15 protein-coding genes are annotated in these 13,469 nt (G+C 60.9%); 10 read left to right on the forward strand and 5 right to left on the reverse strand.

Annotated features, from left to right (window positions below; translation table 11 throughout):
* The first annotated feature begins 64 nt into the window (after window positions 1–64).
* Window positions 65–463 (forward strand): NUDIX domain-containing protein, encoded by a 399-nt coding sequence (locus tag CRP40_RS20500; RefSeq protein ID WP_027915587.1) that lies wholly within the window; start codon window positions 65–67, stop codon window positions 461–463.
* 44 nt (window positions 464–507) lie between these two features.
* On the opposite strand, the gene CRP40_RS20505 is transcribed toward CRP40_RS20500, so the two are convergent.
* Window positions 508–1,059, reverse strand: a complete 552-nt coding sequence (locus tag CRP40_RS20505; RefSeq protein WP_027915588.1) for an ATP-dependent Clp protease proteolytic subunit — start codon at window positions 1,057–1,059, stop codon at window positions 508–510.
* A 187-nt stretch (window positions 1,060–1,246) separates the two neighbouring features.
* Here CRP40_RS20505 and CRP40_RS20510 point away from each other — a divergent pair, with 187 nt between their 5' ends.
* From CRP40_RS20510 to CRP40_RS20525, 4 genes are read left to right on the forward strand one after another with little or no spacing between them, the layout of a single operon-like run.
* The gene (locus CRP40_RS20510; protein WP_027915589.1) at window positions 1,247–2,164 is read left to right on the forward strand and encodes a DUF72 domain-containing protein; all 918 of its coding nucleotides are present in this window, start codon (window positions 1,247–1,249) and stop codon (window positions 2,162–2,164) included.
* Window positions 2,161–2,946: an endonuclease/exonuclease/phosphatase family protein gene (locus CRP40_RS20515; protein ID WP_027915590.1), complete on the forward strand. Its 786-nt coding sequence runs from the start codon at window positions 2,161–2,163 to the stop codon at window positions 2,944–2,946. The genes CRP40_RS20510 and CRP40_RS20515 overlap by 4 nt, the downstream gene beginning before the upstream one ends.
* Window positions 2,943–4,145: a cardiolipin synthase ClsB gene (gene clsB / locus CRP40_RS20520; protein ID WP_027915591.1), complete on the forward strand. Its 1,203-nt coding sequence runs from the start codon at window positions 2,943–2,945 to the stop codon at window positions 4,143–4,145. The genes CRP40_RS20515 and clsB overlap by 4 nt, the downstream gene beginning before the upstream one ends.
* A complete protein-coding gene (locus tag CRP40_RS20525) occupies window positions 4,145–5,098 on the forward strand; it encodes a lysylphosphatidylglycerol synthase domain-containing protein (RefSeq protein WP_027915592.1) in 954 nt (317 codons plus the stop codon). The genes clsB and CRP40_RS20525 overlap by 1 nt, the downstream gene beginning before the upstream one ends.
* Window positions 5,099–5,276: 178 nt before the next feature.
* Here CRP40_RS20525 and CRP40_RS20530 read toward each other — a convergent pair whose 3' ends face one another.
* Window positions 5,277–5,501, reverse strand: coding sequence for a metallothionein (locus CRP40_RS20530; RefSeq protein ID WP_027915593.1), 225 nt, complete (start codon window positions 5,499–5,501; stop codon window positions 5,277–5,279).
* A gap of 2 nt (window positions 5,502–5,503) precedes the next feature.
* Window positions 5,504–5,962 (reverse strand): hypothetical protein, encoded by a 459-nt coding sequence (locus CRP40_RS20535; protein WP_027915594.1) that lies wholly within the window; start codon window positions 5,960–5,962, stop codon window positions 5,504–5,506.
* A gap of 147 nt (window positions 5,963–6,109) precedes the next feature.
* Here CRP40_RS20535 and ligD point away from each other — a divergent pair, with 147 nt between their 5' ends.
* From ligD to CRP40_RS20560, 5 genes are read left to right on the forward strand one after another with little or no spacing between them, the layout of a single operon-like run.
* Window positions 6,110–8,626: a DNA ligase D gene (gene ligD / locus CRP40_RS20540; RefSeq protein ID WP_027915595.1), complete on the forward strand. Its 2,517-nt coding sequence runs from the start codon at window positions 6,110–6,112 to the stop codon at window positions 8,624–8,626.
* Between the two features lie 34 nt (window positions 8,627–8,660).
* A complete protein-coding gene (locus CRP40_RS20545; RefSeq protein ID WP_027915596.1) occupies window positions 8,661–9,704 on the forward strand; it encodes an acyl-CoA dehydrogenase family protein in 1,044 nt (347 codons plus the stop codon).
* Window positions 9,701–10,456 (forward strand): PIG-L family deacetylase, encoded by a 756-nt coding sequence (locus CRP40_RS20550; protein ID WP_027915597.1) that lies wholly within the window; start codon window positions 9,701–9,703, stop codon window positions 10,454–10,456. Before CRP40_RS20545 ends, CRP40_RS20550 begins: the two co-directional genes overlap by 4 nt.
* Window positions 10,457–10,467: 11 nt before the next feature.
* Window positions 10,468–11,067, forward strand: a complete 600-nt coding sequence (locus tag CRP40_RS20555; RefSeq protein WP_027915598.1) for a class I SAM-dependent methyltransferase — start codon at window positions 10,468–10,470, stop codon at window positions 11,065–11,067.
* Window positions 11,064–11,738 (forward strand): glycosyltransferase, encoded by a 675-nt coding sequence (locus CRP40_RS20560; protein ID WP_027915599.1) that lies wholly within the window; start codon window positions 11,064–11,066, stop codon window positions 11,736–11,738. The genes CRP40_RS20555 and CRP40_RS20560 overlap by 4 nt, the downstream gene beginning before the upstream one ends.
* A gap of 6 nt (window positions 11,739–11,744) precedes the next feature.
* Here the strand turns inward: CRP40_RS20560 and CRP40_RS20565 are convergent, their stop codons facing one another.
* A complete protein-coding gene (locus CRP40_RS20565) occupies window positions 11,745–12,605 on the reverse strand; it encodes a Ku protein (protein WP_027915600.1) in 861 nt (286 codons plus the stop codon).
* Between the two features lie 104 nt (window positions 12,606–12,709).
* The gene (locus CRP40_RS20570) at window positions 12,710–13,297 is read right to left on the reverse strand and encodes a nucleosidase (protein WP_027915601.1); all 588 of its coding nucleotides are present in this window, start codon (window positions 13,295–13,297) and stop codon (window positions 12,710–12,712) included.
* Between the last annotated feature and the right edge of the window lie 172 nt (window positions 13,298–13,469).

Genomic DNA, 13,469 nt, shown 5'->3' on the forward strand with positions numbered 1-13,469 from the left:
TTATGACTTTTTTACGGTTCTCGGCGACTAACTCCTCATAGGAATGTGATTCGCCGGAGTACCCATGAAATCTGCCAAGCCCCGCGCAACCATTATCTGTCGGCATGGCAAACACGCTCATAAATGGCTATGGGTTCGCAAGCAAAACGCCCCTTGGACGCTGCCAGGTGGCAAAGTTGAGCCTGGTGAGACGCCGCTTGAGGCGGCACAGCGTGAATTGCTAGAGGAGACAGGTCTGCAGGCCCACAATTTCACGCTGCTGATGCGCCACGAGACGCCCCAGCGCATGCACTATGTCTTCGAGGCCGAGTTTGATGAAGCGCCCCAGCCTTGCGCCTTGCATGAGATCGCTGACTTTCAGTTCGCGCATTTCGAACACGTCAGCACGCTCAAGCAAGACATCAGGAAGTTGATTCGCTCGTTGCTCGAGTGTGACGCGGCTACTGCGGCGTCTGTTCGCTGACGCCCTCCTCGACTGGCTGCTATCTGGAGTACAGGCGTGCCGCTTTAGGCGTGCACGCTCCATTGACAGTCGCCCGCCTCAATCGGCAAATCGTCGATCGCATGAATCATCCCGCTGTCCAGAGCCTCTTGTGGGCCAAGGATCCGTGGGGCCGCCATCAGGTAGCGGGGCACGTCAAGCGCCTGCGCCGCGCCTTCCGTGCGCTGAGCCACAATCTGGGCGTACAGGCGCAAGTCATAATCCAAGCTCATTGCATATTCGGCCATCCGAGAGTGGTCGATGGAACCGTGCAGCGTCCAGTGGAAGGGATGGAACAGGAACTTGCTGTAGGTGCACGCGGTGCGGCGCTCGCCGGCCAGAAACAGGATGTTGCCCATCGACTCGACCGTGCCAAGGTTATGCGTGTGCACAGTGACAGGCAAAGTCCGCAGGTAGTTGTACAAGGTAAACCCGTAGCTGCACTCGCCGCCCATGGTGGCGACATTCAGCTGCACCACCTCGGCCCCCTGGTTCACAGCCTTGGTACAGGTGTTGATCAGGTTGCCGCAGGTAGAAGAATTGATAGGGCCGGTGAAATGGATGATGTGTCTGGCCATGCGCACCTCCAAGAAGTGTCGATACAGAGCGTCGGTCACCACCCTGCCTGTCTAAAAATGGAATCGAGCTCATCTGCAAAGTTCAATTCCACCCCCCGGCCACCGCCATTGATCAACTGCGCCTGAACCCTCCTGCCGCTGCGCTGGTCGCAATGGTGAATGGAATGGAGATGCGATAGGAGGCAGCGTGAGCGAGGTACGCATTGGCATTTCAGGATGGCGATACGGCCCCTGGCGCAGGGATTTCTATCCCAAGGGTCTGCGCCAGGATGACGAACTGGCCTTCGCATCGAGGGCGGTCACGACCATCGAGATCAATGGCTCGTTCTACAGCCTGCAAACGCCCGAACGCTATCAAGCCTGGCATGACGCCACACCCGATGACTTCGTCTTCGCCGTCAAGGCACCGCGATACATCACCCACATCCGCAGACTCAAGGACATCGATACGCCATTGGCCAATTTCTTCGCTTCCGGGCCGCTTCTTCTGGGCAACAAGCTCGGCCCTTTCTTATGGCAGTTCCCTGCCAACATGCGCTTCGACGCTGAGCGATTCGGTGCATTTCTGCAGCTGCTACCGCGTGACCGAGCCGCTGCCAAACGTAGCGCCAATGGCTGCGAGCAACGCCTGCAAGGTAACGGCGGTACGCAGATAAGCGGGAATGCACCCCTACGCCATGCGGTGGAAATACGCCACGAAAGCTTCCTGTGCGATCGCTTCGTGGAACTGCTGCGCCAGCACAACGTTGCCTTGGTGGTGGCCGACAGCGCGGGTAAGTGGCCTTACGTCGAAGACGTCACCGCAGACTTCATGTATATGCGCCTGCATGGCGATGTCGAACTCTATAGCAGCGGGTATACCGTCAGCGCGCTTCGCCGCTGGAAGAAACGTATCGAACAGTGGACTGAGGGAAGCCAGCCCGACGACGCACATCTGATCGTACAAGGGCCGCCACCCCGGTGCCCAACGCGTGACGTGTACTGCTATTTCGATAACGATCAGAAAGTCCATGCCCCTTACGACGCGCGCCGACTGCTGGAAAAGATGCACTTGGACCACGAATTGATGACCGAGCCGGGCGCCGAGCCGGAGGTTAAGCTGTGAACCCTACACTCCCCGCGCCAAACTGCATCATCGACAAAATCACCGCCGTGCACCGCCTGAACGTGCTGACGCTCAACGTGCACAAAGGCTTCACCTTCTTCAACCGCCGCTTCATCCTGCCGGAGCTGCGCGATGCGGTACGGGCCACAGGCGCCGACCTAGTGTTTCTCCAGGAAGTGCATGGCAGCCACCAGCAGCATGCGATCAGCCATCCCGCCTGGCCGGAGGCGCCCCAGTACGAGTTTCTGGCAGACAGCATGTGGCCGCAATTCGCCTATGGGCGCAACGCCGTCTACCCCCATGGCGATCACGGCAACGCCTTGCTCTCCAAATTCCCAATCGTACGTTCAGAGAACCTCGACGTATCGGTCGAGGGAAACGAACAGCGAGGTCTGCTGCATTGTCAACTGGAGGTGCCGGGCCATGACGAGGTGCATGCAATCTGTGTACACCTGGGGCTACGGGAGGCACACCGCCAGAAACAGGTGAGTTTGCTGTTTGAGTTGCTCGACCGCCTGCCTGCCAAGGCGCCCGTGATCATCGCCGGGGATTTCAATGACTGGCGCTTGAAGGCAGATGCCGTGTTGTCAGAGCGACTGATTGAGGCATTCGGGGAGCGTTTCGGCTCGCCAGCCCGCAGTTTTCCCGCGCGCCTGCCGCTGCTTCGGCTCGACCGGATCTACGTGCGCAATGCCATGCCCCATGCTGCAAAGGTTTTATCCAACTATCCGTGGTCGCACCTGTCCGACCACGCCCCCTTGGCTGCGGAGATCAACGTGTGAAAAGACCTTGGGTCGATGGCAACAGCGTCGAGCTGTTGATCAATGGTGAGGCGTTCTACCCGCGAGTCTTCGAGGCCATGGGCCAGGCGCGCGATGAAATTCTCCTTGAGACATTCATCATCTACGAGGACAAGGTTGGCCATCAGTTGCAGCGTGCCCTGATCGAGGCAGCGCAACGTGGGGTTCGTGTCGAAGTGGTTGCCGATGGGTATGGCACCGCTGACCTGTCAGCTGAATTCATCGGAGCGATGACCGAAGCGGGGGTGAGGTTTCACTTGTTCGATCCCCAGCCTCGTCTGGCTGGCCTGCGCACCAACCTGTTCCGCCGCCTGCATCGCAAAATCGTCGTGATCGACGGGGAGCGTGCGTTCATTGGCGGCATCAACTATAGCGCCGATCATCTCGGCGACTATGGGCCGATGGCCAAGCAGGACTACGCCGTGGAGGTCACCGGTCCAGTGGTCGCCCAGGTGCATGCCGTGAGCCGTCGACTGATGTCGCCGGTGCTGGAGCCCCCAAGCGAGGTGCGCCCGGTTACCGACCCCACTGGCGACATCACCGCCGTGATGGTAGAGCGGGACAACGGCCAACGCAGCACAGCGATCGAAGCGTATTACCTCGAAGCCCTGCGTGGCGCTCGTAAGCGCATAGTGGTAGCCAATGCCTATTTTTTCCCAGGCTATCGCCTATTGCGCGAACTGCGTAACGCCGCGCGTCGAGGGGTTGAAGTGACCCTCATCATGCAAGGTGAGCCGGACATGTGGTGGGTGCGTACGCTGGCTCGCCTGCTCTACAACTACCTGCTTCGCGATGGGGTGCGGATCCATGAGTATTGCCGACGCCCCCTGCACGGCAAAGTCGCGCTGGTGGACGACGAATGGTCCACGGTCGGCTCGAGCAACCTCGACCCGCTGAGCCTGTCGTTCAACCTTGAAGCCAACCTGTTCATCCGCAGCCGCGCCTTCAACCAACAGCTCCACGACCATTTGCAGTCGCTGGCCAGCGAACAGTGCAAGACGGTCACCCTTGAGCGAATGATCCGCGGCTACTGGTGGCGGGCGCCGCTGATCTTCTTGAGCTTCCATGTCATACGTCACTTCCCGCGCATTGCCGGCTGGCTACCTGCGCATCGCAAGCGCCTAAAGACGCCAGGGCAAGCGGTGGAGACCCAAGGCAACCTGCACGAGGGCAACACCTGATGGAACGAAAACGTTGGCAAGTGTGGGCCAAGCGTCTGTTCACGGTCCTGTTCCTGATGCTGATCCCGGCGTTGTTGTTCACGCTGGCGCGCAACCTGGACTGGAACGAGGTACGTGAATCGCTGTTGGCCTACAAGCCCGGCACATTGGCTGTCGGGTTGGTCATGGCACTGATGAGCTTCCTGATCTTCGCCAGCTATGACCTGTTGGCTCGTGCCTATACCGGTCACAAGTTGCCGGTGCGTCAAGTGCTGCCGATCGCTTTCGTGTGCTACGCCTTCAACCTCAATTTCACCACCTGGGTAGGCGGGGTCGCGTTGCGCTATCGGTTATATGGCAGGCTCGGGCTCGATACCCCCACCATCACACGCATCCTGACCTTGGGGCTATTGACCAATTGGATGGGCTACATGCTGCTGGCAGGCGGCGTGTTTGCAATGCGCCTGGTTGAGTTGCCGGCAAACTGGGCCGTCGGCACCACCGGGCTGCAGCTGATTGGCTTTGCGTTGCTGGCCATCTCGATCGGCTACCTGCTAGCCTGCGGTTTTGCCAAAAAACGCACTTGGCGCTGGCGCGAACATGAACTGACGTTACCCTCGCTGCGCCTTGCGCTATGCCAGGTGGCCTTGGGTGCCAGCAACTGGGCAATGATGGCGCTGCTGATCTTCTGGCTGCTGCCAGATCAGGCATTCTATCCCTCCATTCTGGGGGTGCTGTTGATCAGCTGCGTGGCCGGTGTAGTGGCCCACATACCGGCAGGGCTCGGGGTGCTGGAGACGGTATTCCTAGGCTTGCTCCAAGGACAGATTCCACAAGGCAGCCTGGTTGCAGCCCTATTGGCCTATCGAACCTTGTACTACCTGATACCGCTGGTGTTGGCGGTCATCACCTACCTCGTGCTGGAGAAGCGCGCCAAGGCCATGCGCCGGCAAGACTCGGCAGCACCAACGTGATTGACAGGTAAGTAGAGCAGGGATAGCGCAGATCCCGACTTAGCTCAGCTCCTTGGAGCGGTCTTGCCGGGGCGCCGGCGAGGCCGCGCCCACACACGGAAATTCGCTAGCTATCACAAACAATGCAAAGCAGGTTGAACAGGCCGGGTCTGCCCGAGCAGACCCGGCTCAATATCCCTCACGGCGAAATAGGATCGCTGGCAGGGAAAGTCTCATCCAGTGCATTGTCCACACTGGTTTCCTTCTTTTGCTCGACCTTGCCACAGGTACAGTCTGGCATGCGGCATGGCTCGCCGTTGCGGTGTCCGGTTGCACACGCCTCGCAACAGTAGGCCTTGCCATTCTGCGGCAAGGTGCTCACCGTGCAGGAACACTCGGTACAAGCGCAGCGTAATTCGCTCATGATCAGCTCCTTTCGTCTTCTTCAATTGCATCATCAGTCCACGGTTTCCCGTCAAGCGGGTTGGTGCGGGCCAGTTCTGCTTCGTCAAGGCCACGGCCGCCGCCGATTTCCATCGCGTCTACTTCGGTCAGGGCCTGATCGGCAGGGCCGCCATATCCAGGCTCATGAGGATCTCGGGCGCCGGTCTCATCCAGCAGCGTGTCCGGGCTCAGGTCGTCATCGGTGACGCCGTCCTCATGCAGGCTGTCGGTCAGTGCCTCGCCGCCGGTCAAGCCGCTCTGGCGCACCCGTTCTTCCGGAAACTCCTGCTCCACTTCACTTTCTGGCCGCTCATCACCTACCCGTCCCTGACGGTCATCAAGGCGATCACTGAAGTTCAGCTCATGCACGCTGCCCATTCGATCCTCGATGTCATCGATCTCGGTCGGGGTATAGGCTTTGGGTTCATCGGGTCTGGACATTACGCCTCTCCATCAGTTGGCTTACCCAAAGTCGACTGCTCTGCACCCAGGAAGATTCAGAGTTTTACGCGGCTACCGGTGGTTTTTTGAACTCCAGCGCTGTTCGCCACCTCCCAAGATCAAGACAGCGCAGGTTCCGGAGTTCCCATGGCCAAGCCCCTCGAGGAATACGCGCGCAAGCGCGATTTCAACGCCACGCCTGAGCCGAGCGGCAAATCCGGCCGCACCAAAGCGGCCCACGCATTACAGTTCTGCATTCAGAAGCATGACGCCAGCCATCTTCACTATGATTTCCGGCTGGAACTCGACGGCACGCTTAAAAGTTGGGCGATTCCAAAAGGCCCTTCCTTGGATCCGAAAGTCAAACGCCTGGCCGTGCATGTCGAAGACCATCCGCTCGATTACGCCACGTTCGAAGGCCATATTCCGCAAGGTCACTACGGTGGCGGCGATGTCATCGTCTGGGACCGTGGCGTCTGGGAGCCGGACGGTGATCCGCGTGAGGGGTACGAGAAAGGAAAGCTACGCTTTCGTCTGCAAGGCGAGAAGCTCGCTGGCATGTGGAACCTGTTCCGAACACGGCTGGCAGGCAAGAAAGAGCAGTGGATGCTGGTCAAGTCAAACGACAGCCAGGCCCGCAGTGAGGCGCAGTACAGTATCGTCGAGGAACAGCCCGACAGCGTGCTGAGCGACCGGACATTGACCCCCAAGCCTTCTGCGAAGACGGCCAAACAGGCTAAAAGTAAGCCTGCCCCGGCCAAGCAGGCCGCCAAGTCCAAGTCCAAGTCCAAGTCCGGTAAACTACCAGACCACCTACAGCCGCAGTTAGCCACGTTGGTCGATTCACCGCCTTCCGGGGAGTGGCGGTATGAGGTGAAGTACGACGGATATCGCATCCTTGCGCGCATTGAGGGCGATGATGTACGGCTCTACACCCGCAATGGTCATGACTGGAGCGCCAAAATGCCCGGCCAGGTCGCTGCGCTACGCGCATTAGGCGTGGACTCTGCGTGGCTCGATGGCGAGATGGTCGTCAATGACGATCAAGGGGTTGCAGATTTTCAGGCCCTGCAGAATGCATTCGATACCGCTCATGATGAACAAATTACCTATTACGTCTTCGACCTGCTGTTCCTGGGCGGCCAGGATCTACGCGCCCTTCCCTTGCAGCAGCGACGCGACGCGTTGAAGCGTTTGCTCGAGCACAACACTGCGGACAACCTCAACTACTCCGCAGACTTCGACAAGCCGGTCGAAGCGTTGCTTGAAAGCGCCTGTACGCTGGGCCTTGAAGGCCTGATAGGTAAGCGCGCCGACAGCAGCTACACAGGCAAGCGCAGCGCCGACTGGATCAAACTCAAGTGCAAGCGGCGGCAAGAGTTCGTGGTAGTGGGCTATACCGACCCCAAGGGGAGCCGCAATGGGTTCGGCGCCTTGCTGTTGGCTCTGCACGAGGGCGACGGGGGCACGCTGCGTTACGCCGGCAAGGTCGGCACCGGCTTCAGTACCACCACTCTGGATACGCTGCACGCACGACTCGAACCCCTGCAGACCGCCAGCCCCCCTGTGGCCAACCCCCCCACTGGAGCCGAGGCCCGCGGTGTACATTGGCTCAACCCCACCTTGCTGGCCGAGATCGCTTTTGCCCAGATGACGCGTGACGGTGTAGTACGCCACGCGGTATTTCACGGCCTGCGCGACGACAAGCCGGCCACTGCTATCGACCTGGAGCGCGCCATGCCGAGCAAGACCGTCCATAAGCGCAAGGCGGCCAAGGACACCGAGACGCTGGGCGACCTGCGCCTGACCCACCCTGATCGCGTGATCGATCCCACCTCAGGCATGACCAAGCGCGACGTCGTCGAATACTACGCCCAGGTCAGCCAATGGATCTTGCCGCACCTCAAGCACCGGCCGGTTGCGCTCGTACGCGCGCCAGACGGCCTCGCCGGGGAACTGTTTTTCCAGAAGAACGCTGGTCAGCTGCACATTCCAAACGTGCGTACATACGACAAAGAGCAGGCCGGCCAAGCCGCCATGGTGATCAACCGCCCCGACACCTTGCTGGGCGCTGTGCAGATGAACATGCTCGAACTGCACACCTGGAACGCCACGGACACGCACTTCGACCGGCCAGATCGTTTCGTGCTCGACCTGGATCCTGACCCGGCCCTGCCCTGGAAAGCGATGCTGGAGGCCACGCAGCTGACCTTGACCCTGCTGGACGAACTGGGTCTGAAGGTGTTCATCAAGACCAGCGGGGGCAAAGGTATCCACCTCGTTGTCCCGCTGACGAGAAAAGCGAGCTGGGACGACGTCAAGGATTTCAGTCACGCCATCGTCACCTACCTGGCAAAACTGTTCCCTGATCGGCTCACCGCGGTGTCCGGCCCCAAGAACCGTGTGGGCCGTATCTTCATCGACTACCTGCGCAATGGCAAAGGCGCCACCACGGTGTGCGCCTATTCGCTGCGTGCTCGCGAGGGCTTGCCGGTTTCAGTGCCCGTCTGGCGTGAAGAGCTGGCGCAGCTCAAGGGGGCCAACCAGTGGACCATCGCCACCGTTGGCGAGCGACTGGCCGATGCCCAGGACCCTTGGGCCGACATGAGCAAGACCCGTCAATCCATCACGGCGCGGATGCGCAAACAACTTGGCCTCACGTGATGGCCGACGTCTACCGCTACAGGGAGTTTCGCGCATGAGCATGCCTCAGGACCACGACCTCACCCCGTTGGACCGCTTGTTGCGCACTTACGAGGAGCGGCTGCAGCCCCTCAATGTCGATACCCAGTCACTCGAATTGATGAAAACCTTGCGGTCCCAGTGCCTGGACGTCCTACCGCGCCCGGGTCACGGCAGGACGCTGGAGCGCTGGCAGACGTTGTCGCGCGTGGCCGGCTGTGACCTGGCTTTGGCCAAGCTCTATGAGGGCCACACTGACGCTTTGGCGATTCTGGCCGAATGTGGCGCTGGCCATCTTGTAGGCGATGGGATCTGGGGTGTGTGGGCCGCAGAGCCGCCGGATGCTCGCGCCGTCGTTGCATCCAGAGACGGAGATTGCGTTCGCCTTGCCGGGAAGAAGGCGTGGTGTTCGGGCGCCTTGCAAATCGACCAGGCCTTGATCACCGCCTGGGACGAGTCGGGTCAACCGCAGCTGGTTGCCATCCGCTTGGCCGACCCAACCCTGGGTCTGAATATCGAGCACTGGCAGGCCGTAGGCATGGCAAGCACCGCCAGCGTCGAGGTCGAATTCAACGACACGCCGGGTGTGCTGGTCGGTACGGCGGGCGAGTATTTATCAAGGCCTGGCTTCTGGCACGGCGGCGCGGGCATTGCCGCCTGTTGGTATGGGGCGGCCGAAGCGCTGGCCGACTACCTGCGCGAGCATTGCCGCAAGCCCAAACCGGACCCCCACGCCGATGCGCACCTGGGCGCCGTGGATGCCGCCCTGTGCGGCGCTCGGGCGGCATTACGTGAATGTGCCGCCTGGATCGATCGCAATCCACGCGCCGATGCCAGTCTCATCGTGCAGCGCGTGCGCGCCCACGTCGAACACGCCGTGGAGCACGTCATGCGACATGTAGGCCGCGCGTTGGGCGCAACACCGTTTTGCCGTAATGCACACTTTGCGCGGTTGAGCGCTGACCTGCCAGTGTTCATTCGTCAGAGTCACGCCGAACGAGACCTTGCAGCACTCGGCGCGCAGATCGCACAGCTTTCTTCCGGAGCATGGCAGCTATGAGTGAAGACCTGATCCAGTCCAATGACGGCACGCCCTGGTCAGCGTGGCAGCACTCGGCCCACCTGGCCCGGGCCACCTGGGTCTCTGCCCAGCAGCTCTGCCCACCGGGTCGACGCCTGGTACTGATCGCCCCACATCCAGATGACGAGATTCTCATGGCCGGTGGTCTGCTGGCCGATTTTGCAGGGCGCGAAGAGGACCTGGTGCTGATCTCGGCGACCGACGGCGAAGGCAGCCATCCTGGCTCGACTCGCTGGACAGAGCATCGCCTGCGTCGCGACCGGCCGCAAGAAAGCCGCAAGGCCATCGAGCAGCTCGGGCTGGACCCCAAGCGCATCGATTGGCGCCGCCTGCACCTGAAGGACAGTCAACTGGCCAGGGAGGAAGCCTTTCTGGTTAGCCACCTGACTCAGCTGCTGCGCCCGGAAGATGTGCTGATGACAACCTGGCGCGGTGACGGCCACTGCGATCACGAGGCGGTAGGCCGGGCCGGCGCGCAGGCAGCGTTGGCGCGTAAGGCCCAGTTGGTGGAAGTCCCCGTATGGGCATGGCACTGGGGCCAACCCGAGGATCCACGTCTGCCCTGGGAACGTGCGCACCGCTTGCAACTCAATGAGGATCAGGTGGGGCGCAAGCGCAAAGCCATCGCTGCACACGTCAGCCAGTTCGAACCTGACGGTTGTACACCGCCGGTGCTACGCCCCAACTTGCTGGACTGCGTGCTACAGCCCTTCGAACTGGTCTTCTTGTAAAAGGATCTGCCATGAGTATCGATGCCCAATATTTTGCCGACCTGTATGCCGCCAATGAAGACCCTTGGGCTTTTCGTACCCGCTGGTATGAAAAACGCAAGCGCGACCTGGTCATGGCCAGCCTCCCCCGGCAGTGCTACGAGCGTGTGTTCGAGCCGGCCTGCGCCAATGGCGAACTCAGTGTGCTGCTCGCCGAGCGCTGTGCCGAGCTGGTGTGCCAGGACCTCGACCCGAAAGCCGTGGGCCTGGCCACCGATCGCCTGGCCGATATCCGCCACGCACGGGTAGAACGCGCTCGCCTGCCTGCCGACTGGCCGGGCGGGCGTTTCGATCTGATCGTGCTCAGCGAAGTGGGGTATTACCTTGATCCCACCGACTGGTTGCAGGTGATCGAGCAGTCTGTTGCCAGCCTGTCCTATGATGGAGGCCTGTTGGCGTGCCACTGGAAGCATCCCATCGCCGGGTGTCCGCAGGACGGGCGCGAGGTGCATCGGATGCTGTCCAAACACCTGCCGCTATACCCGGTGTTCTGCCACGACGAGGCCGACTTCATCATGGCCTACTGGTCCAACCAACCCAGCGTGGTAGACCTTGACGAGACGTGCGTATGATCGGCGTCGTCATTCCGGCCCACAACGAGGCCCGGCGTCTGGGGCGATGCCTGAAGGCCGCCTCGGCTGCTGCCCAATACGCTGCGGCGGCAGGTCATCACGTCGCCATTCTGGTGGTTCTGGATCGCTGTACCGACGGCACCGCCGCCGTCGCACAGCGCCACGGAGCACACACCTTCGCGATCGAAGCTGGCAACGTCGGTATGGCCCGGCGCGCGGGTGCCGAATGGATGCTCGCGCGCGGTGCGACCTGGCTTGCCTGCACAGACGCAGACAGCCAGGTCCCTGCCCACTGGCTGACGGCACAGCTCGAATGCGGCGCTGAAGTCGTGTGCGGTACGGTCCATGTGAGCCACTGGCAGCCTTGGCAAACCGCTGCGTTGCGCAAACTCTATCTGAGCCGCTACGAGGCACGTGATGGTCATCGTCATATCCATGGTGCCAATCTCGGCGTGAGCGCACAGGCCTATCAGAGCGTCGACGGGTTCCAGCCTCTGGCGGCCCACGAGGATGTGCGTCTGGTCCGGGACCTGGAAGCGCTGGGGGTACCGATCAGTTGGTCAGCCGGGCACAGTGTGGCTACCAGCAGCCGACGCGAGTGTCGCGCACGCGAAGGGTTTGGCGATTACCTGGCCGGCCTGCAGGAGCAGCTGCAGGCCAAGCACTTGTGACTGCCGTCAGGAAGCCTTGCGCGTGCGTTTGGCGGGCTTCTTCGCGGCAGCAGGTTTCTTTTTGGAAGGCGCAGGGCCTTTGCCGCCGAGGCTGCGCTTGAGCAGCTCGGTGAGGTCGATGATATCTGCGCCCTTCTCGCCGCTGGTGTCCTCGCCTTTTTCCACCGTCTCGATCTTGCCCTTGCTGGCCTTTTCGGCAACCAGTTCCATGATCGTGTCTCGAAACGCGTCATGATACTCGTCCGGTGACCAAGTGCCGGCCATGTCTTCAACCAGACGCTTGGCCATATCCAGCTCTCGTTTGTCCACTTTGGCCTTGGTCACTGAAGTGTCCAGTTCGAGCGTGTCGAGCCCACGCACCTCATCTGGCCAGCGCAACGTGATCATCACCAGGGCCTCGTCCAGGGGCCGGATGAGTGCAAGGTGCTGGCGGGTGTGGAGTACGACTGTCGCCAAGGCCACTTTGCCGGTGGTAGCCAGCGTTTCGCGCAAGAGCGCGTAGACCTTGCCCCCACGCCGGTCAGGGCTCAGATAGTAAGGGGTATCGAAGTGCTGAAGGGGAATGTCCCCCGCATCCACGAACGAAAAGATGTCGATCGTCTGGGTGGCTTCCGGGCGCGCCTTGCGGATCTCCTGTTCACTGATCACCACATAGCGGCCCTTCTCGTACTCCACGCCCTTGACGATGTTTTCCTTGTCAATGTCCTTCCCAGTGACCTTGTTGATGCGCTTGTAGCCCACCGGGTCCATGCTGCGCTTGTCCAGCCAGTCGAAATCAACGCGTTCACTGCTGACGGCGGAATTGAGCGCCACGGGTATGTGTACCAAACCGAAACTGATGGCGCCTTTCCAGATTGCCCTGGCCATTGACATGCTCCCTGAGTGATCTGCTGATACCTCAAGTGACTGCGCTACTTAGGCAAAGGTTTAACCGCAGCGCTGGATGGCTAACACAGCCGTTGGACAGAAACTCAGCCAGGATTGAAGAGCACCCGCTTGAAGGCTTCGGCCGCCAAGTGCACCTGCACGGACCAGTCGCTGGCCGCATCACTCCCGGCATCGTCCGAGATGTATTTCAGACACACGAACGGGATGTTCTCGGAGCGTGCGATGAGCGCCAGCGCGTAGGCCTCCATGTCGACCACGTCATAAGGTGCATCACCGTGGCTGATCTCGAAATTGTCCCCGGTGCCACAGGTCTCTACGGGTAAACCTGAAATGGCCAGCCCATGCTCGAGCACGACAGGGATGTCGGACAGCGGTGTTTCGTAGCGCGCAAACCCGAGGGGCGTGACGTCCATGTCACGCTGGACGAACCGTGTGCAGCACACCAGGCTGCCCTTGCCATGCAGCCGACTGCCTGCCGAACCGAGATTGACGATGAGCCTGGGCCTGCGCGTGGTAACGGCGCGGGTGAGTGCAATCGCCGCGTTGACCTTGCCAATGCCGGTGAAGACCGTATTCATATGCCCGAACAAACCACCCGCCTCTGCCTCCAAGGCGAAGACGAACAGCGTGTCTTCAAGGGCTACACGTGGGAACAGCGGGGTCAGCATCATGGTTACGGTCCTTGGCACAACGGTGATGGATCCCGCTATTCTCATTGAACCGGTGGTGAAATCAAACACCTACGTACGAAGGCCGGACTGCCAAAGAGGCACCCGGCCAGAGCGCCCCTGCAAGCAGCGGTAAAGATGAAATGTGTGATGTGATACCGAACCCCGGAGACCG

This window comes from Pseudomonas sp. URMO17WK12:I9 (genome assembly GCF_900230165.1).
GTDB classification, from domain to species: domain Bacteria; phylum Pseudomonadota; class Gammaproteobacteria; order Pseudomonadales; family Pseudomonadaceae; genus Aquipseudomonas; species Aquipseudomonas fulva.